This window comes from Cobetia sp. 5-11-6-3 (assembly GCF_013374055.1).
GTDB classification, from domain to species: Bacteria; Pseudomonadota; Gammaproteobacteria; order Pseudomonadales; family Halomonadaceae; genus Cobetia; species Cobetia marina.
This window is the reverse complement of record NZ_BLWJ01000001.1, coordinates 1-26957: the sequence shown is the minus strand read 5'-3', so window position 1 is coordinate 26957 and position 26957 is coordinate 1. Positions and strand designations below refer to the sequence as shown.

General features: G+C 58.1%; 21 protein-coding genes. 17 read left to right on the top strand and 4 right to left on the bottom strand.

What is annotated here, in order from left to right:
• Positions 1-221 precede the first annotated feature (221 nt).
• The 9 genes from HXS66_RS00110 (at position 222) to HXS66_RS00070 (ending at position 12073) form a co-directional block, all read left to right on the top strand.
• Positions 222-767, top strand: a complete 546-nt coding sequence (locus HXS66_RS00110) for a type VI secretion system tube protein Hcp (RefSeq protein WP_084208878.1) — start codon at positions 222-224, stop codon at positions 765-767.
• A 345-nt stretch (positions 768-1112) separates the two neighbouring features.
• Entirely contained in the window at positions 1113-2225 is a 1113-nt protein-coding gene (gene tssA, locus HXS66_RS00105) for a type VI secretion system protein TssA (protein ID WP_084208877.1), read from the top strand.
• On the top strand, positions 2225-3382 hold the full coding sequence (locus HXS66_RS00100; protein WP_176502579.1) for a hypothetical protein: 1158 nt from the start codon (positions 2225-2227) through the stop codon (positions 3380-3382). The genes tssA and HXS66_RS00100 overlap by 1 nt, the downstream gene beginning before the upstream one ends.
• A 166-nt stretch (positions 3383-3548) precedes the next feature.
• Complete coding sequence (locus tag HXS66_RS00095) at positions 3549-6146, top strand: type VI secretion system Vgr family protein (protein ID WP_176502578.1); 2598 nt, start codon at positions 3549-3551, stop codon at positions 6144-6146.
• Between the two features lie 10 nt (positions 6147-6156).
• Positions 6157-7077 (top strand): DUF4123 domain-containing protein, encoded by a 921-nt coding sequence (locus tag HXS66_RS00090; RefSeq protein ID WP_176502577.1) that lies wholly within the window; start codon positions 6157-6159, stop codon positions 7075-7077.
• Entirely contained in the window at positions 7074-9764 is a 2691-nt protein-coding gene (locus tag HXS66_RS00085; protein ID WP_176502576.1) for a T6SS effector BTH_I2691 family protein, read from the top strand. Before HXS66_RS00090 ends, HXS66_RS00085 begins: the two co-directional genes overlap by 4 nt.
• A gap of 9 nt (positions 9765-9773) precedes the next feature.
• A complete protein-coding gene (locus tag HXS66_RS00080) occupies positions 9774-10814 on the top strand; it encodes a DUF6708 domain-containing protein (RefSeq protein ID WP_176502575.1) in 1041 nt (346 codons plus the stop codon).
• 50 nt (positions 10815-10864) lie between these two features.
• Complete coding sequence (locus tag HXS66_RS00075) at positions 10865-11143, top strand: PAAR domain-containing protein (RefSeq protein WP_077377206.1); 279 nt, start codon at positions 10865-10867, stop codon at positions 11141-11143.
• A 297-nt stretch (positions 11144-11440) separates the two neighbouring features.
• Entirely contained in the window at positions 11441-12073 is a 633-nt protein-coding gene (locus tag HXS66_RS00070; RefSeq protein WP_176502574.1) for a putative quinol monooxygenase, read from the top strand.
• 106 nt (positions 12074-12179) lie between these two features.
• Here HXS66_RS00070 and HXS66_RS00065 read toward each other — a convergent pair whose 3' ends face one another.
• Entirely contained in the window at positions 12180-12944 is a 765-nt protein-coding gene (locus tag HXS66_RS00065; RefSeq protein ID WP_176502573.1) for an SDR family NAD(P)-dependent oxidoreductase, read from the bottom strand.
• Positions 12945-13437: 493 nt separating this feature from the next.
• Between HXS66_RS00065 and HXS66_RS00060 the strand changes: the two genes are divergently transcribed.
• A complete protein-coding gene (locus HXS66_RS00060; protein ID WP_176502572.1) occupies positions 13438-14334 on the top strand; it encodes a drug/metabolite transporter in 897 nt (298 codons plus the stop codon).
• A 132-nt stretch (positions 14335-14466) separates the two neighbouring features.
• Here HXS66_RS00060 and HXS66_RS00055 read toward each other — a convergent pair whose 3' ends face one another.
• Together HXS66_RS00055 and HXS66_RS00050 are read right to left on the bottom strand one after the other, a co-directional pair.
• Positions 14467-15948 carry a mannitol dehydrogenase family protein gene (locus HXS66_RS00055; protein ID WP_176502571.1) on the bottom strand — a complete coding sequence of 494 codons (1482 nt, stop codon included), beginning with the start codon at positions 15946-15948 and terminating at the stop codon, positions 14467-14469.
• Positions 15949-16095: 147 nt separating this feature from the next.
• Positions 16096-17856 (bottom strand): cytosine permease, encoded by a 1761-nt coding sequence (locus HXS66_RS00050; RefSeq protein ID WP_084208867.1) that lies wholly within the window; start codon positions 17854-17856, stop codon positions 16096-16098.
• Between the two features lie 755 nt (positions 17857-18611).
• Here HXS66_RS00050 and HXS66_RS00045 point away from each other — a divergent pair.
• Positions 18612-18992, top strand: coding sequence for an RcnB family protein (locus HXS66_RS00045; RefSeq protein WP_176502570.1), 381 nt, complete (start codon positions 18612-18614; stop codon positions 18990-18992).
• 95 nt (positions 18993-19087) lie between these two features.
• Here HXS66_RS00045 and HXS66_RS00040 read toward each other — a convergent pair whose 3' ends face one another.
• A complete protein-coding gene (locus HXS66_RS00040; protein WP_176502569.1) occupies positions 19088-19696 on the bottom strand; it encodes a helix-turn-helix domain-containing protein in 609 nt (202 codons plus the stop codon).
• Between the two features lie 402 nt (positions 19697-20098).
• Here HXS66_RS00040 and HXS66_RS00035 point away from each other — a divergent pair, with 402 nt between their 5' ends.
• The 6 genes from HXS66_RS00035 to HXS66_RS00010 all read left to right on the top strand — a co-directional run bounded on the left by HXS66_RS00035 (position 20099) and on the right by HXS66_RS00010 (position 26732).
• Positions 20099-21157 (top strand): C4-dicarboxylate ABC transporter substrate-binding protein, encoded by a 1059-nt coding sequence (locus HXS66_RS00035; RefSeq protein WP_176493149.1) that lies wholly within the window; start codon positions 20099-20101, stop codon positions 21155-21157.
• A 79-nt stretch (positions 21158-21236) separates the two neighbouring features.
• Positions 21237-21752: a TRAP transporter small permease subunit gene (locus HXS66_RS00030; protein WP_084208863.1), complete on the top strand. Its 516-nt coding sequence runs from the start codon at positions 21237-21239 to the stop codon at positions 21750-21752.
• Positions 21749-23077, top strand: a complete 1329-nt coding sequence (locus HXS66_RS00025; RefSeq protein ID WP_084208862.1) for a TRAP transporter large permease subunit — start codon at positions 21749-21751, stop codon at positions 23075-23077. Before HXS66_RS00030 ends, HXS66_RS00025 begins: the two co-directional genes overlap by 4 nt.
• A gap of 31 nt (positions 23078-23108) precedes the next feature.
• Complete coding sequence (locus HXS66_RS00020) at positions 23109-24149, top strand: Ldh family oxidoreductase (RefSeq protein WP_255303005.1); 1041 nt, start codon at positions 23109-23111, stop codon at positions 24147-24149.
• 305 nt (positions 24150-24454) lie between these two features.
• Complete coding sequence (locus HXS66_RS00015; RefSeq protein ID WP_255303004.1) at positions 24455-25549, top strand: ADP-ribosylglycohydrolase family protein; 1095 nt, start codon at positions 24455-24457, stop codon at positions 25547-25549.
• Positions 25550-26387: 838 nt separating this feature from the next.
• Positions 26388-26732 (top strand): hypothetical protein, encoded by a 345-nt coding sequence (locus HXS66_RS00010; RefSeq protein WP_084208860.1) that lies wholly within the window; start codon positions 26388-26390, stop codon positions 26730-26732.
• Positions 26733-26957 lie beyond the last annotated feature (225 nt).

Genomic DNA, 26957 nt, shown 5'->3' with positions numbered 1-26957 from the left:
CCGGTTTCATTTTGCCGACTCACGGAGGAGTCGAGCTCTTGGATGACAGGCCTGAAGGCAGGCCCGGCGCAAGAGAGCGGAGAAGCATGGACATACGCAGTGGGGGTGCCTGGATGGCATCTCCTGGCGGTAGCGTGTCCGAACACGCGTTGCAGGTGGCAGCCAGGGAGGGCTGCTACCCGTGATGCCCACCCATCACATGACGGAAATGGAGTTTTACCATGGCTTTTGACGCCTACCTCAAGATCGACGGCATCCCGGGCGAGAGTCTGGATACCAACCACAAGGACTGGATCGAGCTGCTGAGCTTCGAATTCGGCGCCAGCCAGGCGACTTCCGCGACTGCCAGCTCCGCCGGTGGTGCGTCTGCCGAGCGCGTCAACCTGAGTGAGTTCGCGATCAAGAAGTTCATCGACAAGGCTTCTCCGAAGCTGTTCGAAGCGTGCTGCCGCGGCCAGCACATCAAGGAAATCACCCTGCAGGTTCACCGTGCCGGTGGCGAGCAGGTGCGTTACATGGAAGTGAAGCTTGAGGAAGTCATCGTGTCTTCCGTGGACCTGGAAGGCATGGCGTCCTTCTCCCAGGCCGGCGGTGGCGGTGCGACCGATTCCGTGCACGATGCGCGTCACGATCTGCCGTCTGAAGAGATCAAGCTGAACTTCGCGCGTATCAAGGTCACCTACACCCAGCAGAAGCGCAGCGATGGCCAGGGTGGCGGCAACATCACCGGTGGTTGGGACCGCACGCGCAACCGCGTCTACTCCTGAGTATCGGCTCATGGCGCGGCGGCGTGAGCCGTCGTCCATGAACAGGAGGGTGGCATCCCGGGGCTTGGCCAGCGTGCTGGCGTGAGCTCGTTTTCAGGGGATATCACGTCCGGGTAGAAGACATGCTGGGGGAGCGAAAGGCTCTTCCGGCATGTCTGTTTTCCCCTTGTGCATCCCCGTTTGCTTCGATGAGCGCCTGCGAAATCATTGTGCTGTCAGTTCTATGCCAACAGCTCTTTGCCAACAGCTCTGCGCCAACAGGCTCATTGCCGACAACACTGCGCCACAGTGATTTCGCAGGCGTTGCCTCGCAACGCGATCAACACGTGATTCAGGAGAGACAAGATGGCCGACGAATGGGACCGCGACGAACTGCTCGCGCCAATCGGCGCTCATGGGACAGGAGAGGACCTGGGCTTTTCGCTGCTCTTTGACGAGATCAAGGAAGCGCGTCGCGCAGACCCGGCCTACCTCAGTCAGGGCGAATGGCAGGCCGATCTCAAGAAGTCCGACTGGAATGCCGTCATCTCGTTGACTGCCGACGGTCTGGCCGAGCAGAGCAAGGACCTGTCGCTGGCGGGCTGGCTTTGCGAAGGCCTGGCGCACCGGGATCATTTCATGGGTCTGGCCTGGGGGCTGGAGCTGATGACGGCGCTGTGTGAGCAGTACTGGGAGACGCTTTACCCGACGCTCGAGGAAGGTGATGAAGAGCGTGTCGCCCGTCTGACCTGGCTGGATGACACCCTCGCCGGCATGATCGGCACCTTGCCGCTGGTGGAAGGGCAGCTCTACGGGCTCGACCGCTATGAGGAGTCGCGTCAGGTCGAGAACCTGGCGCGTACCGACGTGGATGCCATGGAAAGCGCGCTGGCGGATGGCAAGATCAACGCCGATATCTTCCAGCGCTCCGTGGTGCTGACCGAGACGGCGACCTTTCGCGAGCGTCATCAGCAGATCGTCAAGTGCCAGCAGGCGCTGGCCGGTCTGGTGGCGCAGCTCAATGCCCAACTGGGGGTGAGCGCGCCGACCTTCAGCCAGTTGCAGCGTGGTCTGGCGGATTGCACCCAGTTGATCGAGCGACTGCTGGGCGAGCGCGGGGTCAGTCTGGACGATGAGGCCCAGGCATCTGCCGAGAGCGATGCAGAAGTGACGGATGCCGCAAGTGGTGATGCCTCCACCGGGGATGCGAGTGTCACGCCGTCCGCTCAGGCGGGCATGGCACCGGCGGCACTGCGCACCACGCCGCAGACCCGCGAGGAAGCCTTCGACATGCTCAATGGCGTCGCCCAGTACTTCAAGGGCAGCGAGCCGCACAGCCCGGTGCCGTATCTGGTCGAACGCGCCGTGCGCTGGGGTCGCATGCCGCTGGAGGAATGGCTGCGTGATGTCATCCGCGAGGAACATGTCGTGGATGGCATCCGTGAAACCCTGGGCACTCAGCGGCGTGATGATCACTGATGATGTTCAAGAGCTCGATCTATGACCGCCTGCAGCAGGTGCGCCCGGCAGAGCCCGAGGCGCCGGTCGTCAAGGTGCGCAGCGACTACCGCACCGACACCCTGTGTCTGCTGGATGGCGTGGCGCTGACCTCGGCAGGGGCGGTGGCCAAGGGGCAGCTGCCGTCATCGGCGGCGGCCGAGATCTCCGCGACCCTGCGTGGCCCGGATGGCTATGGCCTGCTGGTACACGAAATCGCGCTGGGGCAGGCGGGCGCATCGCCTGCCTCCGGCGAGCAGGTGGCACGTCTCGATCGCCGCCATCAACGGCTCGAGACCTTGATCCAGGCCCTGATCATCGACGCGCTGCTGATGCTGGAAGCGCTGCCGGAGGGCGCGCCCTTCGATATCGTGCTGAGTGCGCCGATCCGTCATGCCAGCCTGGTGGAGGGGTTCATCGCACGCCTGCGCGAGACGGTGGCGGCCACGCCTTTCGCCGACGCGCTGGGCAGCGTCACGCATCGCGCGGCGGCCGAGCAGGACCTGCATGAACTGCTGGCCGCCGAAGCGTCGGGTGGCATGCCGCATGTCATCTGGCTCAGTGTCGACTCGCTGTTGTTCGACAGCAGCGTCTCGGAACTGTCGCGGCGCGGACAGCTGGCGTATGCCTCTCGCCCGAGCGGTCTGTTTCCCGGTGAGGCTGTCGCGGCGCTGCTCTTCGAGCGCCTCGCGCCTGACTCACCGGCTCCCTTGCAGGGCTGGCAGGTGCCGCTGGCGGCAACGCTGACCCATGCGGCGCGGGGTAGCCGCGAGCTGCGCCGCTCGCCGGCACCGCTGATGCAGCTGATCGAGCGCCAGTGGCCCGTGCAGGCGGAAAATGACGAGCATGCCTCTACCCGCGAGCCGTTCGAGCCCATGCGTGTGGTGATGGATAGCCTCGGGCTGCCTGGCCGCGCGGTGGAAGCCGGCACCAGCCTGATGAACCGCTGGCCGGGACTGGACATGATCGAGGATGGCACCACGCTCGACAGCTTCTGCGGCTGGCCGGGCGATGCCTGGCTGGCATTGGCGCTGGTGCTGGCGATCGCGGAACTGGAAGACAACGACAGCGCCCTGGTCGTGTCGCTGCGAGACGATACTCAGACTCAGGTACTGGCACTCATGCCCTGTGCCGGTTAGCGCTGACGGCGCTGCATTTGCCCTGTGCTGACTGTGCTCGTCCTGTGTTGACTGTGCTCGTCCTATGTTGAACATCGCTGCGTCTTGAGACGCATGACCCGAACTGAACAAGCCGGTGCACTCGCTTGCCGAGCGAACAAGCGCGCGCACCGTGAGGATGTTAAGGATGGCAGAGAATTCCTGGCTGGATAGCCTGCTGGAGTCGTTCGAGATTTCACTGGATCAGAACGAGCGCCTGCTCATGCTTGAGATGAGCGGCGCGGACTTCATCCCGCATCGCCTGGTGGGGGAAGAGCGCATGTCGCGTCCCTTCGCCTATACCCTCGACTGCATCTCCCAGAACGGTGATATCGAACTCAAGACCCTGATGGCCCAGCCGGCGGCGCTCTCGGTGCGTCAGGCCGACGGCAGTTACCGCAAGCTCTCGGGGCTGGTCGAGTCCGCCGCACTGCTCGGTGAGGATGGCGGCGTCTTCTATTACCAGCTGACGCTGGTGCCGTGGATGGCGATGCTCAAGCTCGGGCGCGACAGCCGCATCTTCCAGGACCTCACTGCGGTTGAGGTGATCGAGTCGGTGTTCTCGAAGCACGCCATCGCGCAAGGCGAAGCCCAGGGTGGCTGGCGGCTGGACCTGCGCCGCGAATATCCGGCGCGCAGCTACTGCGTGCAGTATCGCGAGAGCGACTTCCAGTTCGTCAATCGCCTGATGGAGCAGGAAGGGCTGTTCTACTACTTCGAACATGCCACTGACGATAGCGACTTCAATGGCCACCGCCTCGTCATCACCGACGATGTCGCGACCTGCGCACCGGTCGAGCCACAAGTCATCCGCTTCCATCGCCAGGACGCCACTGAACTGGAAGACTCCATCACCCAGTGGAGCGGCCGCCGTCAGCAGCAACCGACCCGCGTCAGCCTCGGCACCTTCGATTACAAGCAGCCGGGCCTGGAAAAACGTTCCGGCCAGGACACGCGTAGCGATCAGGGCAACCTCAGCGAGCAGGAAGTCTACGACTACCCCGGCGAGTACTACTTTGATGATCACTCGCGCGGCGAACGTCTGACCGTCAATCGCCTCGAGGCGCATGAATCCCGCGCCAAGCGCTTCTACGGCGCCGGCGGGACCCGCCAGTTGAAGGTCGGCCGCTGGTTCGAACTCAGCCAGCACGCCCGCCATGAAGACGGCGATTCCAGTGAGCGCGAATTTCTGGTGCTGGGCCTGACCGTTTGTGCCGAGAATGCTCTGCCGGTGTCGGCACACCTCAAGGCGCTACCGGGTAGCCTGCAGGCGCGCATGGCCGAGGCACGCAAGGCGCATGGCCTCAATGAAAGCGCCCACGAAGACTACGCCGATGTCGGCACCGGCCAGTATCTGATCGACTTTGAGAGCCAGCGCCTCAGTCAGCCGTACCGACCGCCTCTCGATCATCCGCGCCCCAATCTGGGTGGCCCGCAGACGGCGATTGTCGTCGGCCCCGAGAACGAAGAGATCCACACCGACTCGCTCAACCGCGTGCGCGTGCAGTTCCACTGGGACCGCAGCGAGAAGGGTGCCGCTGACGCCAGCTGCTGGCTGCGTGTCGCGCAACCCAACGCCGGTGCCGGCTGGGGTAGCGTGTTCGTGCCGCGTATCGGTCAGGAGGTCATCGTCGACTTCCTCGAAGGCGACGTGGATCGACCGCTGATCACCGGGCGGGTCTACAACGGCGACCAGACGCCACAATGGCACTCCAACGGCCTGCTCTCCGGCCTCAAGAGCAAGACCTACCGCGGCAACAAGTACAACGAGCTGGTGTTCGATGACGCCACCGATCAGGAGCGTGTGCGCCTGAACTCGGAACACGAGAAATCCCAGCTCAACCTCGGCTACTTGATCCACCAGCAGGGCAATACGCGCGGCAGCTTCCGCGGCACCGGCTTCGAGCTGCGTTCGGATGCCTATGGGGCCATCCGCGCGCACCAGGGCCTGCTGCTGACTAGCTGGGGACAGATCGCCGCCAGTGGCGAGCAGCTCGATCTCACGCCCGCTCAGCAACAATTGGCCAGCGCCTATCAGCTCTCCAATACGCTCAGCGAGAGTGCCACCAGCCACAACGCAGAAGCGCTAGAGTCGCGCATCAACCTCAAGCAGGCCAGTGACGATGCCCAGGGGCGTTACGGTGCGGCAGATAGCGGCACCAACTTCGATGGCAGCTCTGCCGCAAGCGCCAGCGCGGGCGGGCGTGGTGAAGCCGCACGTCTCGATGCCCCCTGGCTGCATGTCAGCTCACCGGCAGGCATCGCGCTGAGTACGCCGGAATCCACCCATCTGGCGCAGGGCAAGTCACTCAGCATCACCAGCGGCGAAGACATCAATCTGGCCACCGGCCGCAGCCTCATTGCCTCGCTCTCCGAAAAGTTCTCGCTATTCGTGCAGCGCGCCGGCATCAAGCTATTCGCCGCCAAGGGCAAGGTGGAAGTGCAGGCGCAGAGTGACGCCATGGAACTCACGTCCGAGAAGGACATGACCATCACCTCCACCGAAGGCACCGTCACCATCCAGGCCAAGAACGAGATTCTGCTCACCAGTGGTGGCGGCTATATCCGCCTGAGCGGCGGCAATATCGAAGTGCACGGGCCGGGCAAGGTCGATGTCAAAGGCGCACAGCACAGTTTTGGGGGGCCTGCGAGTCTGGAGGGCACCATGCCTGAGTTACCCGAAGGTGGCTGCGAGACACAGATGATAGGGGCCGATGACGATAACGCCGGCGCTGTCGAGTTATGAGGAAGTTGTCATGACGCAAGTGATGAGAGACGGCACTCTCGCCGAACCTGCGACCGAGACGGTCAGCGAGCCGTTGGCAGATTTGCTGACCCGGCAGCGATTCGCCTTGCTCAATCCGCTGACGGTGGAAGAGGTGGACTGGAGCGATCTGCCATCTCAGCCATTGGAGAATCCCGCTGCCAAGATACGCTCGCATCTGATGCCGCGCCTGGTTCGGCTCCATGAACTCAACAAGGAACAACGCCTCGCGCTGATAGCGCGCATCGAGCGTTATCAAAAGCGGGGTAGTGCGTTCTTCTGTGCGCTTCTCGAGACCCAAGCCTCGGCTGAACGTGTGGCGAGGCATCTTCAAGAACACCTCGTCCAACGACGCAAGGGTGACTCACGGCGCTGGTGGCTGCGCTTCTACGATCCACTCGTGTTTCGCCACCTGTGCTGGCAATGGCAAGACGAGCACCTGGATCGCCTGCTAGGGCCAATTTCTGCATGGTGCTGGCAGGGCGAGGGCGGTCAATGGCAGCGACGGCGCTATCAAGCAGAGACGCCTCCACGGTTCTGTTATCTGTTCCTGGAGCCGCAGCACTGGGCAAAGATTGACCGCATCACCCTGTTGAATGCCTGCCTGATGAATCTGCAAGTCTTCGCGCCACAGCAACCTCAGACGCCCAGATTGTGGCGCTGGGTCGATGAGCTGATCGTCCGCGCCAGAAACATTCCGCTGGCCAGCGATAGAGACTGCCAGCGCTACGTAGAACAGGCTGTTTGCCACCATCCCGATATTCACGCCCATCCAGAACTGCGCGCCCGTCTTGAGCGCATTCGTGAGCAAGGCGGCAGCTATATCACAGCCTGCAAAGATCTCGACGCTGCCGTGCTGGAACGCCTGGCAGCCGACATGAATTCCCGCATTACCCGCAAGGAGGCCCCATGAGCGCCGACGACACGACATCCATCGCCAATTGTTCATTCTGCCGTGGAGAAGGCCTGCCCATTTTGCCAGTGCGCTACGCCATCGCACGCACTGACAGCAAGATCCCTGCGCCACGCGCACCAGTCGTCAATGGCCCCTTTGGTGAAGGAGTAACAGATGTCGCGACGTTGCCCGATGGGCAGGACTACACGCTACGCTTGATGCGTGCTGGCTTCCTTTACGTCTACAACGAAGCGGCGGGGACATGGTCGGGTTATGTGGTCACAGAGAAGGGATATCTCTATGCCTATGTCAAAGAGATAGAGCATTCATTGCTGGTGGCAATGGATCCTGAAAATCCAACACAAGGTGTCAGCAATAAGCTCAAGTCCCCTTCCAATGAAGTAGAGTTTTCTTGTGCTACGGATAACTCAGCACATCAATACCCAGGGCGCTGTATCACCATACCGGATGCTGCCAACGCCGATAATATCTATCTTGCTTTTTCTGATACTGCCTGGACAAATCGGGTCTGGCACGAACATGCAACAAATGCGGAGATAGAAGGAACATCGACTCATCGACGTGATCAGATGCGCCAACTCTCTCTTTCTGAATGGCGTGGCGGACAAGCCAGTCATGCTTCATCAATTAGTACAGTATCCCAATATGTTGCTGAAGCATCGATTGAGGAGCTGACAAATAAACAAGTGAAAGACTCCATTGATGAGACTGGTCTCGAATTTAGCTTGGATCCAGTCAATGGGATAGCTGGTGATGTCGATAATTTGGTGAGCTGGGCCGATAGTAAATCTGTAGATGACGTCCCTGCTGTGATGATTGCTTTAGATGATCCTGTTGGAATCACCTCAGATGTCGCAATGTTGATGAACAAGTTATTGGATGAATTTAATGAACAGCCTGATATAAAGTGGCCTCTCTCAACATCCATACAAATTGATTCAATTGAAAGAGCCGTAAAGGGTGCTGCAAGGAGTGCATATTTAGACTCTACAGTTGAAGCAGCGGTGACAAGTGTAAAAAAAACTAGAGCTATAGAATATATAGGTGAGCAATATTCAGAAAGCAATGTTGATATTGGTTTTGATGAGTATCTTGAGCAAAGAGTAATTGATACTTACCTAGGGGACTCTGCTGAATACAACTCAGATAGCGTTTGGAAAAGTTATAGTGATCGCATGGCGGATGATAAAGACGGAAATACCAAGAAAGAAGTTTGGGAGAGAGACATATTAAGCAGGAAGACAAAAGAGTTAGAGAGTAAGCTGATACAGCCTCTTTCTATGGTGCATTTAGCTTGGATAAATTCAAGGAGTCTACTATTATGCATAGATTCTAATCATGATAATAAAGATATTTATTCAGGGATATCTTTTGGATTGATTATATTAAGGTGCGTTTCAGATACGCAAAAATACTCTAATATTAGCCAGCAATATGTCGATTGGTTGCAGTCAGAAAAAATATCGCACAGTAATCTCTTGCTAAGATCTTTGGTTTTAGATCAGTCTGAATTGAAAGATATAATTCAGTCTGGAATTGAAAAAACGACAATATCAGGTGAGGATGCTGTCAATTTACCTTGGGCCGGTGTACTTGATGGAACATCAGCTATTTTAGATAAAATAACAGATGCTCGCGAGGTAAGCTCAAAGTTGATTGGTATAATATCTTCTTCATGCGTGCATAGTTTATCAGAAAAGAATATAAATAAATTTAAGAGGCCTATCTTTCTTCTCCTTGGTGCAATCTCTAAAAAAGCAATCGTTAATGTTAAAGTCTCTGCTAGTAACAAGCGCGAGTTGTACAAGGTGTTACGGAGAAGTATGATTTCAGCAAATCCAGATATAGAAAAAATACCGGCTAAACAGTTTTATAGAGAAATGGATTTGTTGACACGTAGAGAGGGACGTGGTGCGAAACATGTAGGAAATGGCAGGTGGGATTACCATATAACTTACGAGCACTACGCCTTAGTAAATATGGATATTCATTCAGGGAGTTCTTTAAAAAGTATCTCTCAAAATATGATAGACAGTAATGGCGTTGATTATATGGCTTCTGAGCGTAAGAACGGCGCTTTTTCGGATTATATAAAAAGCCACGACGTAGGCTTAAGTGCTGTTTCTTTGATTATAGGTTCATTGTCTTTAGGTACTCAACTGAGGGCATTGTCTGAAACGCAGCCTGGAGAGAAAAAAATATTACTATATACTAAGTTGGCAGCTATTGGCTTCGGTATAATTGGTGCTATGGCTGATGTTGTTAAGGCTGTGTTTACAAAAAGATCTATTTCTTTAAACAAATTCTCTACTTTTAAAGAAACAAGACTATACCGATACTCAGAAATGTTAGGTAGAGCACTTGGCATTATTTCTGGTGTATTGTTTGCGGCACTTGATTTTAAGTCTGCATATAAAGCGTATACAAAAGACAAATATATGTTGAGTTTAGCTTACTTCTCGTCTGCCGTGTTGGGTCTAGGCTCTATTTACCTACTTAGCTTAGGTGGTTCATTTCTTTGGTTGAGTTTACTTGCTGCGGCCATTGTGATTGGCATTAATTGGGCAATTGGTAAGTTCTTCGATGATGACGTACAGAGTTGGATCAGCCGATCTTATTTTGGAGATTCAGATGAGCCATATTTAAGCCTCGAAATTCAAAGCAAAGAACTAAAAAAAATATAGGGGGGGTTTATGGATATCAAAGGATTAAGTGAATCTAAGTATTTGAGAATGCCTAGTGATAGAAAGATGAATGCGTACGAGTTAAGTAATATTTTATCTAAGTCTAGCAAAGGACATGATACCCCAAGTGATCTTCTTTCTGTAGTTGAAGTTAACAATACTTACATGGAGTTAGTAGATAGATGGTATGCGCATAAAGGTCATACTTTGCTATATGCTATATGTTTACTTGGTGCTTTAATGTTTGGACTTTTGCTCTTTCTATTTGCTACTATTTCTAAAAACCAAGTTGAAGCTTGGTTTTTCTATTCTGCCATGGTTGTCATCACCACTCCGTTTTTGTACATGGGTATAAAGGGTTTTTTATTAGAGGGGTTTCAAAAAACATATTACCCTATAAGGTTAGATAGAATTAAGAAAGAAATTTATGTTGTTCTTCCCAAGGGAGGTTTTTTAAAAGCTGACTGGGATGATCTGGTCATACATGTCGCTAAGAATAAGATATCAATGATATCTGGTTTTTTTTATGAAATTCGTGGCTATATATTAGATAAAGAAAGTGGGGAAATAAAGCATTGTGTAACTTTAGGTTATCCACCGTGGGGTGGTTATGAAGAAGCCTTAGCTTTATGGGAATTCATTCGCATGTATATGGAGGATGGTGATGGATATAAGAAATGCTCAAAGATTATAAAAGTATGCATGCCTATAAAGCATAAAAAAGAAAGCGTTAAATTTAGTATTATAAGAGGCATGTCATTACTAGCTCCAAACTATGTATTGCAATTACTATCTTCTCCGATCATGGTATTGTTTATCTGGTGTAGAATATTATCAGTTAAAACTAGCCAGCTTCCAGTTTGGCCCGAATGGATTAATATGCAACATAAAAATGTTGCATACGACGAATATAGTAAACAATCCAAAGACAATGCAGATAATAATTTTTGGGAAGAAACGTGGCCAACGATTTGTTTTGTTGTCGGTAGTTTAGTGTCGCTCGCTTTAGTTTTATGGGCTGGATATAAATATTGGATAATGTATCAATAATTGTATTCTGTTTGACAATATTAATTTTCAGTAAAGCATAGGTATCATCAATGTTCAGTTCCGGCGATGGCGTTATCGTGCTCGGTGATAGCACGACACATGGCGGCAAGGTGGTGTCTGCCCAGTCCAACTATCTGCTGGAGGGCAAGCCGGTGGCAGTGGTGGGGGACATGGTGACGTGCCCCAAGGATGGCCACAGCACCTGCAGCATTATCGAGGGGCATCCCACCATCAGCTTGAATGGGAAGCCGGTAGCGTTTCACGGCTGCCATACGGCATGTGGGGCGGCCTTGATCTCTGCGGCGAGTGGCAAGCACGGCCTGGGGTGAGGGCGTGAGCTGGTCGATGAATTATCTGTGTTCGATGATCCCGTAGCCCTGGCTGCGGGATTTTTCGTTCTGGATCTGCACAAGTACCGTGGTTTCATGTTTCAAGCGGCGCATTGCAGAGGAGGGGCTGCATTCACGTTCAAGGTTTCATTGAAAGTCTTTCTCCGCGCCGCGGGTTTTTCAGCCAGGCAGCGAAAGATAGTGTCAGTCACTTCCCGAGACAGGCCTGCTGCCACGTGACGCAACAGCTCTTGCCGTTGGGCCGATGATAACCATTGACTATAAGGGGCATCTCCCATGCTCACCTTGATCGTGAAATTTGACGTCAAGCCCGAACAACTCGATACCTTCAAGCAGGCCTTGGCTGACAACAAGCTGGGCTCAGCGGCTGAACCGGGGATGCTGGAAATGCGTTTCTTCGCGGCCAAGGATTCTCCCACCACCATCTTCGCCTACGAGCGCTGGGCAAGTGCTGAGGCGCATCAGGCACATGTGAATCAGCCCTACGCGCGAGCCCTGCTGAAACTGGCTGACACGGCGTTGGCATCGCCATTCGAGGTGATGCCCTTGAACGATACTGACCCGGCGCCATTGCATGAGGCGAACCCCAGGCACGTGCAGCCGGGAGATGAGGTATTCAGTATCTTCTTCATCTTCAAGATCAAGGAAGAATATCGCGCTCGGTTGCTGCAGCAATTCACCACGCATGTGGCGAAGACGCGCAGTGAGGAGCCGGGCAATCTCGTGTTTGATCTGTATACCCTCGACGGGCAGGACGACACGCTGGTGATATACGAGCATTGGCGCACGGAGTCAGACCTGTGGGACATTCACTTCCATCAGCCCTATGCCATCGAGACAGGCAAGCTGTTGGAGCAGGCCATGGTTGGGGACATGAAGCAGTACCTGAACATCGTCAGCGAGTTCTGAGCTGACTGGCAGGACCTGCGCTCTCTACATCTCCATCTTGAAGACAAGGCGCAGCCATCTCAGGCTGCGCCTTGTCTGTTTCAGTAGTTTCCAGTCGACATGAGCGTCAGCGTGCCATCCAGCCGCCATCGACCGTCAGGACGGTGCCATGCACATAGTCCGAGGCGGATGATGCGAGGAACACTACCGGGCCCTTGAAGTCGTCTGGTGATCCCCAGCGCCCGGCGGGGATGCGCGCGAGGATGTCGCGGGAGCGCTGTGCATCCTGTCGCAGGGCTTCGGTATTGTCGGTAGCGATATAGCCCGGTGCGATGGCGTTGACGCTGACGCCATGAGCGGCCCACTCATTGGCGAAAGCCTTGGTGAGCTGAGCGATGCCGCCTTTGCTGGCCGCGTAGCCCGGCACGGTGATGCCGCCCTGGAAGGAGAGCAGTGAGGCGGTGAAGATGATCTTGCCGCTGCCGCGCGTGACCATCTGTTTGCCGATCTCGCGGGTCAGGATGAACGGGGCGGAGAGGTTGGTATCAATGACGCGATCCCATTGCGCGTCCGTGTGCTCGGTGGACGGTGCGCGCTCGATGGTGCCGGCGTTATTGATCAGGATATCCACCCGAGTCGAACTCAACTGCACAGCCAGTTGCTGGATGGCGCTGCGGTCGGAAACGTCGCATGCGATGCCCTGGAAGGTGCGCCCGAGGGCGCGGATGCGTTCACCTACATCACCACCGTCGGCGGTCATGCTGGCACTGATGGCAATGATATCGGCGCCGGCCTCGGCGAGGGCGATCGCCATGGCGGCCCCGATACCGCGACTGGCACCGGTCACCACGGCGGTCTGATGACTGAGGTCGAAGGGTTTGACGTCATGCATGTCGCGGCTCCCATATCAGTAAAGTCTCACGCAAGCCTACTGCAGAAAGAGGGCGACCACGAATGCCCGCGGGGGAGCGCTTGCTAGGCGAGCCAGAAAGCCGTGAGGCCAAGCTATGCCCGATCAGTGCGAACCTTGCGAATGTGATAGCGTCTTGGCAAATCCAACTCCTCGGCGGCCCGATGCCCCCAGTACGCCACAGCTGAAGGCTGGTAACGCACTCTGGCTGGTGACCTTGCCTGATGATGGCTCGCGCTGGTGTCTTCCGCGATCACCTGTCCACTGCCTGGGGACGAGCTGTGCTGACGGCATTCCGTCAGAAAGCGCCTCATCCTTGCCGTCACGTGGGAGCCAGTCTCTGCGAGCTGATGGCGTTTTTCTCGTACAAGGAAGAAGACATGCGTAATCATAATCGCCGCCTGGCTTGCCGCTCACGTCACAGTGTTCAGGCGATTACCCATGCCTGGGGAATCCTGAACGCAATGCGTGTCTCATGAGTTCATTGGCTTTGGGACTCATCCTGATCTCGGTCTGTTTGCATGCCGGCTGGAACCTGCTGGGCAAGGGCCGAGCGCCGTCGCTGGCCTTCTTCATGCTGGCCATGGCCAGTGGTGCGCTGATCTTTGCGCCGTTGCTGGGGCTGGGGCCGTCGTTTGCCGTGCTGCCCGCTGAATTCTGGGGTTGGCTGGTGGCCACGGGGCTGTGTCAGGCGCTCTACATGGGCGGGCTCGCCTGGGCGTATGCGCGCGGCGAGGTCAGTGTGCTATATCCCATCGCGCGTGCCTTGCCCGTAGTGCTGGTGCCGCTGGTCTCCTTGAGCCTGCTGGATAGCCAGGCGCTGACAGTGTCGGATTTCACCGGCATGGGGCTGATCGTGCTCGGTGCGCTCATGTTGCCCTTGAGCAGTCCGCAGAGCTTGCGAGCGAGAACCTATCTGACCCCCGCGCTGGGGTTCGCGTTGCTGGCAGCGCTGGGGACCACCGGCTATTCGCTGATCGACAAGCAGGCGCTCGACATCATGCTGAGTGTCGGATATTCGCCGACGTCTGCAGGCGCTGTCTTTCTGGTGTTACAGGCCATGATGACGGTCGCCTGGGGCGCACCTATGGTGATGCTGTTGCCGACTGAGCGTCGTCGCCTGCCGATGCTGTGGCGGGGCGAGCGGGGCAGCATGTTGCTGACCGGCGTGATGGTGATGGCGACCTATGGGCTGGTATTGATCGCCATGACGCTGACGGAAGAGGTCAGCCTTGTGGTCGCCATGCGTCAGTTGTCGATCCCGCTTGGGGTGGTGCTCGGCGTGGTCTGGTTGCGCGAGCGTGCGGCCATGGTCAAGTGGGTCGGCATCGGCGTCATGCTGGCAGGGTTGTGGACCGTCGCGCTGGTGTGAGGAAAGGCGTGGCATGAGGCACAAAAAAAGCGAGACAGGCGGTGGCCTGTCTCGCTTTTTGTCTTTCTGCTGACGCCTGTGGGGGATGACAGTCTCGTCATCCCCCACAGGCCAGTTCACTTCGCGTGAAGCTTACTTGGCGTCTGCCACCAGCATTTCCAGCGTGGCGCGGGCACCGTTGTCGTGCAGGCTCTTCAGGGCCTTGAGGTAGGCATCGCGGAAGCGCGGCTGATCGACCAGATCACCGAACAGTTCACGGTTGTCCAGGAAGGCGGTCGGCTCTTCGCGCTGACGGCTGGCGCGTTCCATCAGCTCGTCCTTCAGCGGGTCGACCACGTCGATGGTCTCGCCGTGCTCGTCGACGCCTTCGGCATAACGTGCCCAGCTGGCCACGACAGCCGCGGTACGACGCAGTTCACCGTCGGTCTTGAGCTGTGCGTGGGCCACCGGGATCAGGAACTTCGGAATGCGGTCGGAGGTCTCGGCGCACAGGCGCGCGAGGGTGTCTTTCACTTCCGGGTTGGCGAAACGCTCGATCAGCGTCTGGCAGTGGGCATCGAGATCGATACCCGGCAGCTGGGCCAGCGTCGGGCGAGCTTCCTCGTTCATGTAGCCGAGCAGGAAGTCGACGATCAGCGGGTCGTTGCAGGCTTCGTGGGCGTAGCGATAGCCGGCCAGATAGCCGAAGTAGCACAGTGCCTGGTGGCCGGCGTTGAGCAGGCGCAGCTTCATCAGCTCATAGGGTTCGACGTCTTCCACCGGCTGCACGCCGGCATCTTCAAAGGCCGGGCGGCCATTGGCGAAGTGGTCTTCCAGCACCCACTGGGTGAAAGGCTCGCAGACCACCGGCCAGGCGTCTTCCACGCCGAAGCGTGAGGACAGCTCTTCGATGTCATCCGGGGTGGTCACCGGCGTGATGCGGTCGACCATGGAGTTGGGGAAGGGCACTTCGGCTTCGATCCAGGCGGCCAGTTCGGCATCGCGTGCACGCGCGTAGGCGGTGAACATCTTGTGGGCGACGTTGCCGTTGCCTTCGATGTTGTCACAGGACATCACGGTGAACGGGGCAACGCCGCGCTCGCGACGACGTGCCAGGGCTTCGGTGATCAGGCCGAAGCTGGTCTTGGCCTCACCCGGGTTGGCCAGGTCGTGCTGGACGTCGGCGTTCTCGAGATTGAATTCGCCGCTGACCGGGTGGAAGTTGTAGCCACCTTCGGTGACGGTCAGCGAGACGATGCGGATCGCCGGGTCGGCCATCAGCTCGATCACGGCATCCGGGGAGTCCGGGGCAAAGCGATAATCGATGATGGAGCCCACCACGCGCGGCTCGTAGTTGCCGTCCGGGTGCTTGAGCACGACGGTGTAGAGGTGGTCCTGAGAGGACAGGGCTTCCTGCATGCGGCGATCGCCCGGCATCACGCCGACACCGACGATGCCCCAGTCCAGTGCCTTGCCCTGGTTCATCAGCTCGTCGAGATACATGGCCTGGTGTGCACGATGGAAGCCGCCCACGCCGAAGTGGACGATGCCGGCGCTGACCGCAGCACGATCATAGTTCGGGGTGGCAACCTTGGCGTCCAGCTGAGTCAGACTGGCATTGGAGAGACGAGTCATGGGGGGAGGTCTCCTGCCGCATATCGCGGTCGGGTCAAGATGGGTAAAGAAAGGGTAGGTCGTAACGGCCAGCGGCGAAGGTTGCCCTCATGAGTCAGGCTACCTTCGCCGCGGACCAGGCAGGGGACTTGCGTGTCCCCTGCCGACTCAGCCAGCGGTGGCCGCTTGCTTCGGGGACTGCTTGTTAAACAGCGCCTTGCTGCGCTGCAGTTCCCAGTACGCGAAGATGAAGTAGATGATCGTCGACCAGATGGTCACGTCATAGAACAGCTCGCGGTTCGCTTCGTAGCTTGCCAGGTCCGGGCTGCCGAACAGCACGCGCAGCGCCAGCACCAGGGGAATGACGAGACCGATCACCATCCAGATGGCTCGGATGACCTTGGTCAGACCTGATGTGTCCTTGACCGGGGCATGATTGGTCGTGTCGGCCTGCTTGGCGTGGAAGGCATCGACTCGCTCCTGGAAGTGCTTTTCGGTGGCTTCAGCTTCCGGATAGGACTCAGCGGCGCCGGCGGACTTGGCCATCAGGGTGTAGAGAATGATGGAGACGAACCAGGTCGGCAGGAACAGATAATAGAACGGGATCACGTCGACCATCTCGAGACCGAAGCCGAAGATCAGAGACAGCGCCCAGGTCGCCAGCGCCGGCGTGTTGTGCTTCACCCCCTTGTAGCGCGCCCAGTAACGGCTGAAGCCGAGTTTCGGGAACAGGTGATGCTCAGCGAAGATGATCCCGCCGACCGGCACCAGTACCAGACCGGCGTAGGTCAGCAGCGGCAGCATGCTGCGATAGACGAACGGGAAGCAGCTGAGTACCGCAACGCAGATACCCACGGCCAGCGTCGCCTTGTTGCGCGACAGGTTCGGCATGGCCGACTGTGCGGCAAGGCCCGCGCGATACAGGTTGGCGTTGGCGGTGGTCCAGCCTGCGACGACCACGATCACGAAGCCGGCGGCGCCAAGGGCGTGCAGTGCCACTTCACCCGGCTCCAGCACATCGATGCTGATACCCGCGACGGCAGCGGTAGCGGCGCCCATCAGACCGGCGGAGATCCAGGCGACGTAGTGACCGAACATCATGCCGGTGCTGGTCGCAAGGCCGGAGCGCATGCGCTTGGCATAACGCAGCAGCGCCATGTCGATCAGACCGAAGTGGGAGAAGGTGTTGGCCGCCCAGGAGAAACCGATGACTTCCCAGATACCGATGCCTGCCTCGCCCTGGGAATTGATCCCGGTGAAGACGGTACTGCCAGCGACATCAATGAAACTCGAGAAACTGTCCAGGCTGGTGTTGCCGGTGACGGACTCGGCCAGTTCCGGCAGCAGCACCAGGCCGCCGACGGTGAACATCAGCATCAGCCAGGGAGCGCAGATGCTGGCAAATTCCGTCAGGGCATTGAAGCCATAGACGGCAACCAGTACTACGATGGCGGCAACGGCCAGCGCCAGCAGGATGAACTCGAAGCTGGTGGGGTAGGCCTGGGTCTGGGCGGGTATGTCGAACAACAGCCTGACCGCCGTGGCGGAGACGGTGATCATGGCCGCCGAGATGGCGGTGAATATGATCACGTTGGCCCAGTTGTACAGCCGAGACATCGAATCCCCGGCGATGCGGTGGAGATAGGTGAAGAGGCTGAGGCGAGTCTCGATGGCGATCGGTGTGGTGATCAACCAGAAACTGAGTACCGCCAGACCATTACCGATCAGCAGGCCCAGCAGGATATCCCAGATACCGGCACCGAGTGCCACGAAGGTGGCACCGATGACGAACTCGGTCGCGGCAACGTGCTCGGCGGCATAGAGACCGGCAAAGTGCGGCCACCGGTGCAGTTTGTGACGTGGTACCGGCAGTAGCTCGTCGTCCATATGGGCGATCTGCCGATCCAAATCTGGCGCAGTACTGGCCATGATTGGCTCCTGTTTTTTTACGGCTTGTCTTGCTGCTCCTACCCGAGGTGTCACGCAGCCGCCTTGGCGTTCCTATCGGCGATGACAGGGGTAGATCGTCTTTTATCGATCAAATGACTCAGGTGTGGTGCAAATGATCGATGAATGGTCATCAAAACGCAAAGCCCGCGTGCTTGAACTTTGGGCTATGTCCCCGGGTGATCTCGGAGATTCTGGTCTCGAAGGGGCTGAAGGCCTCATGAAACGTGGGGTTACGGGGAAATGTCGGTGTTCAATGACACGATTCAGCAAAGTGGATTTTTCCGTTCTCACGCTCTGTCCGGCGATGGAAACCTGGTGTCCTGGCGAAACCTGCCTATAGAGAAGGTGATGAGAGACCGGGTCGAGCAGGGTTTGGGTGAACCAATGTGGTGCATGACTCGCTATCGATTCCCTGGCAGGTACTCGGGCACTGAGGAGGCAATGGGGGAGGCAATGGAGGAGCGAGCGAAGTGCGCAAGACAGGCATGGCGGTACCGTGACCGCTCACCGAGAGAGATGGTGCAAGGCAGTAGGGTGTTGGGTAGAAGCGACATCAACTTCGGCGCCAGGCGACGGAATATGCACGAAATAACGACAAAGATCGCGAAAATTGAGACATCTTGCGGCCTCCTCGGGATGTCGATAAGGTTATGCAACACTGTTTCCTAATCAGGAAATGCCCTTATTGACACCCGGCGCCGACAGGGCGGCGGGGCATTGCGAGGAGGCCAGCCATGCGAACACGCACACTGACCATTCTGATGATGATCGTTTCCCTGATGGGCGCTCCCCTGGCGCAGGCCGGGCCGCATGATCGTGGTCATGGCCATGGACATGGACATGGTCATCACGACAAGCACCATCACAAGAAGCACTACAAGAAACATCACAAGCATCAAGAACGCCGCCACGAGGCGCGCCGTGATCATCATTGGCGTCGTGGCGACCACCTGCCGCGTCACTATTATTCCGATCAGCGTTATTGGGTAAAGGACTGGCATCACCGTCACCTGTCCAAGCCGCCGCGCGGACATCGCTGGTTGAACATTGATGGGCGCTATGTCCTGGCGGCCGTTGCCGGGGGCGCGATCACTGCGATCATCCTCAATCGCTGATCACTCGGATCGTTGTTCTCGGCTGCTCAAGCCAGCTTCAAGAAAAGGGCCTCTCATGAGGCCCTTTTTGCATGCGCCGTTTGCCGGCAGTGGCTTCAGGCGTAGGCGCTGCATACCCAGGTCATGGTCGCCGGGGTGTCGCCGTTGTAGGTGATGGCGTGTCCGAGGGTGCTGTCGAAGGCCAGGCTATCGCCGACCTTGAGATGGATGGGGTCGTAAAGCTCGGTCCAGACGGTCACCTCGCCGCTGGTCACGATGATCTGTTCCTGGCCGGAGTGTTTCTGCAGGCCGCCGAATTCCTCGAGACTGCGATTGAGCACCGTGGTCTCCAATACCATGTACTCCTTGGACGCCACATTGTTGCAAAGCGGCCGATACCGGTAGTTGGGCGTCTCGATGACGTCTCCCTCCTGCGCTCGCGTCAGGGCGAGCCACCCCCGAAATGACGTGTCTTCCGTGTGATAGAACAGCTCGCTGACATCCACCTTCAGGCCCTTGGCGAGATTCACGATCGCCTCGAAGGTCGGTGAGATACGTCCATTCTCGATTCTCGACACGCTGGCCGCCGAGATTCCTGACGCGCTGGCCACGGCCGCGATGGTCAGTCCCTTCTCCTTGCGTAGCGCCTTGAGGTTGTCACCAATGGCGCCTGCCTTGCGTTCTCTGTGCTTCAGAGCGATCGGCGTTTCCTGGTGAGATGTCATGTCAGCGTGCTCCATCGTGATCGTCTGCAATTGTCGGGTCCCTGAGCGTTGTCAGTGCGCAGCGCCTGTCGACTGAAAAGCGCTTGCCACCGCGTGCCGAGTCATGGGGAAGCGGCGTGCTCGTAGGTCTTGATAGGGTTCATTTAGAGCTTCCTCGTGCAAAATGTCGAGCCAATATTCACATTTGACGCAATGTTGCGTATATGCAACTCTGGTTCCTGAAGTGAAATTGCTGGTGGTGGATCTGCTCGCCTTCGTGGACGTCATGTCGCGCCCGGTGGAGGTCTTCCTGCGAGAGAATGTGTGATCGCGGGCATCGTGAGATGGGGGATGCCCGTACTGCGGTGCAAGACGCTCAGAGACGGAATCACCTTCGACTGGAACAATACGAGGAAAACAAGAATGCATAGCCTCACGAAAAATGTGCTCGGCATGGGCATCGCAGCCGGTCTGCTGGTCACCGCGACCACCCAGGCCGCCGATATCGAGTGGAAGATGGCAACTCCCTGGGGGGGCGGCCCCTGGCTTGAGCGAGATGCCAAGACGTTTGCCGATTATGCCAATGAGCTGACCAATGGTGACGTGAGCATTCAGGTGTTCCCGGGCGGTACGCTGGGTGGCGCGCTGCGCGTGACCAATACCGTGAAGTCCGGTGTCGCGCAGGTCAGCCACAACTACATCAACTATGACTACGGGACGGACCCGACGGCGGCGCTGTTGGCTGGGCACTCCAGTGGCCTGACGCCGGAAGAGTTCATGTTGTGGATGTACGAGGGTGGCGGTGTCGAGCTCTATGAAGCGTTCCGTCGTGAAGTCTTCGGCGTCGTGGCCTTCCCGTGCTCCACCCTGGGCACCGAGATATTCCTGCACTCAAGCAAGAAGGTACAGACGCTGGAAGACTTCCAGGGACTGAGACTGAGAACATCCGGTGCCTGGGCGGAAATCGCCTCGCGCCTGGGGGCCTCTACCGTGGTGATGGCGGGCAGTGACATCTACACGGCGCTGGATCGTGGCGTCATCGATGCCGCGGAGTGGGGCAGCCCGGAGCTCAACAAGCCGACCGGCTTCCAGGACGTGGCGCAGTACGTCATCCTGCCCGGCGTCCACCAGTCCGGTGGCATCCTCGAGTGCGAAGTGAATGTCGATGCCTGGGATGGCCTGAGCGAAGCCCAGCAGAGTCAGTTGCGTCTTGCCGGCAAGTTGAGCGTGTTCGAATCCTGGCTCGACAGCTCCTATGCCGACCTCAAGGCCTTCAAGGAGCTGGAAGAGGGACCCAACGAAATCGTGCAGCTGGATCAATCCTTCATCGATGCCATCTACGAAGAGACACGTGCCTGGGAAGATGAGAAGGCGGGTGAGAACGAGTGGTTCGCGCGCGTGCTCGAGTCACAACGTGCCTTCAAGGACAGCATGACCACCTGGCAGGATTACCGTCTGCCGATCGGGGAAATGGGGCGCTGAACCCCGCAGGAACTGACGTTTCCGGCACAGGCAAGGCCCTTGCCTGTGCTTCCCCCTGACTGTCATTCGGTAGGTTGTCATGAAAATAGTCGATGCCATTGAGCGTCAAACCCGTTGGGCGGGGTATCTGGGGGCTGTCCTGATACTGCCGCTGGTGCTTGCGCTGGTCTATGAGGTCTTCAGTCGCTATGTGCTGGGAAGGCCCACCCTGTGGGCGTTCGAGGTCAGCTACATGGTGATGGGCGCCATCTTCATGTTTGGCATGGCGAATGCACTTCGCGTGGGCCAGCACGTCAGTGTGGATGTGTTGAGTCAGAATTTTTCGCCACGTCTGAAAGCCGGGGTGCATCTGGCCTGTTATGGCGTATTGCTCCCCGTACTGGGCTGGCTGGTCTGGGAGCTTTCGTTCTATGCGATCGAGGCCTTCTCCAGCAATGAGCGCTCTGGTCGCTCGGCCTGGAATCCGGTGATCTGGCCAGTCTTCGGGGTGTGGTGGCTGGGCTTTGTCTATCTGACGCTGCAGGTGATCGCGGAGATGTTCAAACTCTGGAGCACGTTGCTGGGCCATGATCATGGCGCGGAGGTGTCCTCATGAGCGATTTCCTTGCCCTGATCATGTTCCCGGCCCTCATCGCGCTGATCGTGCTCGGCTTCCCGATCGCCTTCTCGATGATCGTCGTCGCGACGGTCTTCGGCGTCGCTCAGTTCGGTGATGCCGCTGCCTATCAGTTGTTGACCAAGATCGAAGACACGGCGTCCAACTCCATTCTGGCGGCCGTGCCATTGTTCATCTTCATGGGCGCGATGCTCGAGAATTCCGGCATCGCCGAGCGGCTGTTCGGTGCCATCCATCTGTGGACGCGCCGGTTGCCGGGTGGGCTGGGGGTCGGTGCGGTCATCATGGGGACCATCTTCGCGGCTGCCAGCGGCGTCGTCGGGGCGACCGAGGCAGTGATCGGCATGCTGGCAGTGCCGGTCATGCTCAAGCATCAGTATGACAAGTCACTCATCTCCGGCACCATCTGCGCCAGTGGCTCATTGGGCACGGCGATTCCGCCTTCCATTACCGTGGTCATTCTCGGGCCTGTCGCGGGTGTCTCCGTCGGTTCACTGTTCAGTGGTCTGCTGATTCCGGGGCTTCTGATGGCGCTGTTGTTCCTCGTCTATATCGTCGTGGTCTGTGCGCTGAAGCCTGCGCTTGCGCCGCGACTCAAGGAAGATGAGCAACATCCGGGCTGGGGCAAGCTGCTCACCATCACCCTGAGTGCATTGCTGCCGACCATGAGTCTGATCATGGTGGTGTTGGGCACGATTCTGATGGGCATCGCCACGCCGACGGAAGCGGCAGCCTGTGGTGCACTAGGCTCTGTCTTGCTGGCGCTGGGCTATCGCAACCTCACGCTGTCCATCCTGTGGAATGCCGCGATACGCACGCTCAACATCACCGCCATGATTCTGCTGATCGTGCTGGGTGGCAACATGTTCGCCGGTGTCTTCTTCGCCTCCGGTGGCATGGCGACCGTTCAGTCGCTGCTGCTGGATACCGGCATGAGCCCATGGTTCATTCTCGGTGCCATCCTGCTGATCGCCTTCCTGGCCGGTTTCGTGCTCGACATGATCTCGGTGGTGCTGATCGTCATCCCCGTGGCCATGCCGGTCATCGGTCTGCTCGGGTTTGATGAGATCTGGTTCTGCGTGGCCTTCCTCATCGTGATGCAGACGAGCTATCTGACCCCGCCGCTTGCCCCCTCCATCTTCTATCTACGCGCCATCACGCCTGCCGAAGTGACGCTCAAGCACATGTACAAGGGGGTCGTGCCTTTCATCGTCCTGCAGCTGGTGGTACTGGCGTTGATTCTCACATTCCCGGGGCTTGCGCTGTGGTTGCCTGATGCCATCAGCGGGCCGTCCTGGAAATGATGGTCGCCTTATCGAAAAGGAACGCGTTCGCATGAGTGATGCAAAGCACGAAGATACTGAAATGGACATCAATCTCGATCGAGAGGCGCTCACCTCGCTATGCCACAAGGTGCTGACACGCCATGGCTTCAGCGAATCGAATGTCGAGGCCATGAGTGATGCGCTGGTCGCGGCCGAGATGGATGGCTGTCGCTCCCATGGGCTCTATCGCCTGATGGGGTTCGTGGCCACGCTGAACAATGGAGGAGTGGTGCCGGACGCCGTGCCGGTGGTCGAGGATACGGCGCCCTCCGTCGTCAAGGTGGATGCCAAGGGTGGTTTCTCATCGCTGGCCTTCCAGCAGGGCGTGCCTGAGTTGCTCAGCAAGGCGAGAGCCAATGGGATTGCCATTCTGGCCATCAACCATTGCGTGCATGGCACGGCATTGTGGGTCGAGATCGAGCGGCTGACGCGGGAAGGGCTGGTAGCCATCGCCTGCAACCCGACCCAGTCGTACATGGCGCCGCATGGAGGCAGCCAGCCCCTGCTGGGCACCAACCCCATTGCCTTCGGCTGGCCGCGCGGGGATGGCAATCCCTACGTGTTCGACTTCGCGACCAGTGCCATCGCACGTGGCGATATCGAGCTGCATCGTCGTCAGGGGGACGAGATTCCGCTGGGCTGGGGGGTTGATCGAGACGGTACGCCGTCCCGTGACCCGGCCGAGGTGCTGGATCATGGCGCGATGCTGCCGTTCGGTGAGCACAAGGGCTCTGCGCTGGCGATCATGATCGAGCTGATCGCAGGGCCGCTGATCGGTGACATGCTCAGTATCGAATCCAGCGAGCATGATCAAGGCAAGGGCAGCCTGCCGTATCATGGGGAGATGATCATCGCGATGGACCCGGCGCGTCTCACGGGGGGTAGCCCCCAGCAGCACATGCTGCGCTCTGAACGGCTGTTCGACCTGGTCAAGCAGCAGGGCGCGCGTCTTTCCTCCGAGCGTCGCTATCAGGCTCGCCAGAAGCATCTGGAGGAGGGCGTCACACTCTCCCGGGCGCTGTATGACGACATTCTCGAGCTTGCCTCCTGAGAATTTGCCTGCGCCGAGCAGCCGAGTCATCGCTGACAGGCACGCGGCAGGACGTCATGAGGGCATGAGGTCATGACTGCCGCAAGAAGAACGGCCGCCCCTGGGCGGCCGTTCTTCTATATAAGGTGTCCATCGTCGTCGCTGTCATCCTCAGTGCTCACCGATACTGGGGGCCTATCCAGTTCTGCCTGATTATGTGCACCACCGGATGTGGGCGTTTTTCCGCAAAGGTGCCGTTGCTGCTAGCGTAAGCCGTGTTGAGGGTCGTTGATGCCATCTTGATGGCCATTGAAGGGGAAAGGGACATGACGCTTGAAACGACATCGCGGTTTCGGGGTTGCCTGTTGGGTGGTGCGGTGGGAGATGCGCTGGGGGCGGCAGTGGAGTTCCTGTCGCACGAGGAGATCCAGGCGCGCTTCGGAAGTGAAGGAATACGCGATTACGCACCGGCCTATGGCGGGCTGGGGCGGATTACCGATGATACGCAGATGACACTGTTTACCGCCGAGGGTCTGTTGCGTAGCCACGTACGCGGCTGTCTGAGAGGCATCACGACGCAAGGTAGCCTGGTCAACAGTGCCTATGAACGTTGGCTGTACACCCAAGGGGAACGCACGCAAAAGGCAACGGAACAGGAATGGCTGGACAGTGGCTGGTTGATCAAGCAGCCGGCACTGCATTCGCGCCGCGCCCCGGGCATGACGTGTCTGTCCGCGCTCAAGCAGGTGTGCACCTACAGTGACACCGCGCAGAACGACAGCAAGGGCTGTGGGGGTGTGATGCGCGTGGCACCCGTCGGCTTGTTCGCGCATGTGATGGGAGCCTCCCATGAGATGTGCTTCGCGCTCGGGGAAGAGGTCTGCGCGCTGACCCATGGCCACGTGACCGGTCAGCTGACGGGCGGGGTGCTGGCGGTGATGACCCAATGCCTGGTGGCGGGTGACTCGATGACACAGGCACTTGCGCACGCCATGCGCATTCTCGAGCGCAAATCAGGTTGCGAAGAGACCATGCAGGCCCTGAAGCAAGCCTGCGAGCTTGCCGAGTCCGACACTGCGCCGCAGGTGGCTGTCGTGATGCTGGGATTGGGCTGGATCGCGGAAGAGGCCCTGGCGATGTCCGTGTATTGCGCACTCACCGCGCGGGATTTCCGCTCCGCGATCCAGATCGCGGTCAATCATGATGGGGATTCGGATTCCACGGGGGCCATCACGGGCAACCTGCTCGGGGCACAATGGGGAGAAGAGGCGATACCTGCTGATTGGCTGGAGCCGCTTGAACTGCGAGAGGTCATCGGCGAGGTCGCCAAGGACCTGCACGATTGCGCTCGCTGGGAGCTCTATACCGACGGGGGTGGCAAGGACGAGCGGTGGGTCTGGGAGAAATACCCGGGCTATTGAGATACGCGCAACGCTAGCTGACTGAACGCGGGGCAATCCTTGGATTGCCCCGCGTTTTCGTGTCTGACGATGCCTTTTTGCCGGCTGTCACGAAACGTCGGTAGCGCAAAGGTGAGGGCATGCCTCAAGTGGGCGATCCGAGGACAGCATCAGAGGGTTTCGTAAGCGATTGATAACGCTGAGGTTATTACCAAAGTCGTAGACTGCTGCCTGACCAGACGTTCAATACAGGCTTTTATTGGTTCGCCAGTGGAATCAATGCTGTTCCAGTGGGGGGATATGTGCCGATGCGGGATTCGTCCACAATGCGCTCACTCCACATTGCACGAAACGGCAGTCTGGATCTGGTCGACGGCAGGCATCTGTCAAGACGCCTGCGACTTTTTTGAAGATGGCATGCATCCAACCCGTTTGCTCAAGCGTAATACTCATCAAGCACAACGGTGAGGGTTTCAGCAGGGTAAGAGGACAAGTTGCTGATGAATGCCTTTCTGATGATTGCGACCAAAGTTTAAACGTCATACGGCAGTGTCCTGGACAGTGCCAAGCATCTGATCCGCTCTCGATCATGGGATGTCCGCACCTTCAAGATTGTACAGAAGTGATGCAGAAGAGGATTGAAGGTTGTACATCTTGAGGTTCACCAACACTCCTCAGGAGCAGGGCAATGCCCAGGCAATGCAATCTGGTTCTTTGATGGAAACAGTGAGCTGCCAGCAGCACGGCTAGTGTGATAGCGCAATAATCATTAGTCTGTTAACAAGCTAGACGGATGCAGCCAAGACTGCATACGACATCACAAGGGCAATATTGCCCAGGACATAGAAAGGAAAACCCAATGAAAACTCTGAATCTCAAGACTCTGATCGCCGCCGCCGCTCTCGCCACCGTCAGCACCGCCACCTTCGCGGCGGATGACAGCCCGGCCGCCCAGCGTGTCCAGCAGTCCGTCAGCCAGGACGTCGTCGTCGGCACCGCCCAGCAGGCCCCGACGGCTCAGGCCACCTTCGCGGAGACCGGCAAGAGCGTCGCGGCAGGTCGTGTCGAGACCGCCCTGACCCAGTCCTCCATTGAAGGGCAAGGCAGCGCTACCGCCAGTCGTGAACAGGCCTTCGACAATGACGCTGGCAAGAGCGTCGCCGCGACCCGCGTTCAGCACGCCCTGAGCGACAGCAACGTCTGATTGACCATCATCCCTGACCTGCATTTCCAGGACTGATCATCACTTCATCTTCATCGAGGAAATCATCATGAACACCATCAAGACCCTGATCGCCGCCGCCGCTCTCGCCACCGTCAGCACCGCCACCTTCGCGGCGGATGACAGCCCGGCCGCCCAGCGTGTCCAGCAGTCCGTCAGCCAGGACGTCGTCGTCGGCACCGCCCAGCAGGCCCCGACGGCTCAGGC

Bases quoted from the DNA above. Each gene is read 5' to 3' on its own strand.
- HXS66_RS00060 (WP_176502572.1), top strand. From the start codon at position 13,438: ATGAGTTCATTGGCTTTGGGACTCATCCTGATCTCGGTCTGTTTGCAT.
- HXS66_RS00110 (WP_084208878.1), top strand. From the start codon at position 222: ATGGCTTTTGACGCCTACCTCAAGATCGACGGCATCCCGGGCGAGAGT.
- HXS66_RS00050 (WP_084208867.1), bottom strand. From the start codon at position 17,856: ATGGCCAGTACTGCGCCAGATTTGGATCGGCAGATCGCCCATATGGAC.
- HXS66_RS00070 (WP_176502574.1), top strand. From the start codon at position 11,441: ATGCTCACCTTGATCGTGAAATTTGACGTCAAGCCCGAACAACTCGAT.
- HXS66_RS00015 (WP_255303004.1), top strand. From the start codon at position 24,455: ATGACGCTTGAAACGACATCGCGGTTTCGGGGTTGCCTGTTGGGTGGT.
- HXS66_RS00010 (WP_084208860.1), top strand. From the start codon at position 26,388: ATGAAAACTCTGAATCTCAAGACTCTGATCGCCGCCGCCGCTCTCGCC.
- HXS66_RS00095 (WP_176502578.1), top strand. From the start codon at position 3,549: ATGGCAGAGAATTCCTGGCTGGATAGCCTGCTGGAGTCGTTCGAGATT.
- HXS66_RS00035 (WP_176493149.1), top strand. From the start codon at position 20,099: ATGCATAGCCTCACGAAAAATGTGCTCGGCATGGGCATCGCAGCCGGT.
- tssA (WP_084208877.1), top strand. From the start codon at position 1,113: ATGGCCGACGAATGGGACCGCGACGAACTGCTCGCGCCAATCGGCGCT.
- HXS66_RS00075 (WP_077377206.1), top strand. From the start codon at position 10,865: ATGTTCAGTTCCGGCGATGGCGTTATCGTGCTCGGTGATAGCACGACA.
- HXS66_RS00025 (WP_084208862.1), top strand. From the start codon at position 21,749: ATGAGCGATTTCCTTGCCCTGATCATGTTCCCGGCCCTCATCGCGCTG.
- HXS66_RS00100 (WP_176502579.1), top strand. From the start codon at position 2,225: ATGATGTTCAAGAGCTCGATCTATGACCGCCTGCAGCAGGTGCGCCCG.
- HXS66_RS00080 (WP_176502575.1), top strand. From the start codon at position 9,774: ATGGATATCAAAGGATTAAGTGAATCTAAGTATTTGAGAATGCCTAGT.
- HXS66_RS00055 (WP_176502571.1), bottom strand. From the start codon at position 15,948: ATGACTCGTCTCTCCAATGCCAGTCTGACTCAGCTGGACGCCAAGGTT.
- HXS66_RS00090 (WP_176502577.1), top strand. From the start codon at position 6,157: ATGACGCAAGTGATGAGAGACGGCACTCTCGCCGAACCTGCGACCGAG.
- HXS66_RS00065 (WP_176502573.1), bottom strand. From the start codon at position 12,944: ATGCATGACGTCAAACCCTTCGACCTCAGTCATCAGACCGCCGTGGTG.
- HXS66_RS00085 (WP_176502576.1), top strand. From the start codon at position 7,074: ATGAGCGCCGACGACACGACATCCATCGCCAATTGTTCATTCTGCCGT.
- HXS66_RS00045 (WP_176502570.1), top strand. From the start codon at position 18,612: ATGCGAACACGCACACTGACCATTCTGATGATGATCGTTTCCCTGATG.
- HXS66_RS00020 (WP_255303005.1), top strand. From the start codon at position 23,109: ATGAGTGATGCAAAGCACGAAGATACTGAAATGGACATCAATCTCGAT.
- HXS66_RS00040 (WP_176502569.1), bottom strand. From the start codon at position 19,696: ATGACATCTCACCAGGAAACGCCGATCGCTCTGAAGCACAGAGAACGC.
- HXS66_RS00030 (WP_084208863.1), top strand. From the start codon at position 21,237: ATGAAAATAGTCGATGCCATTGAGCGTCAAACCCGTTGGGCGGGGTAT.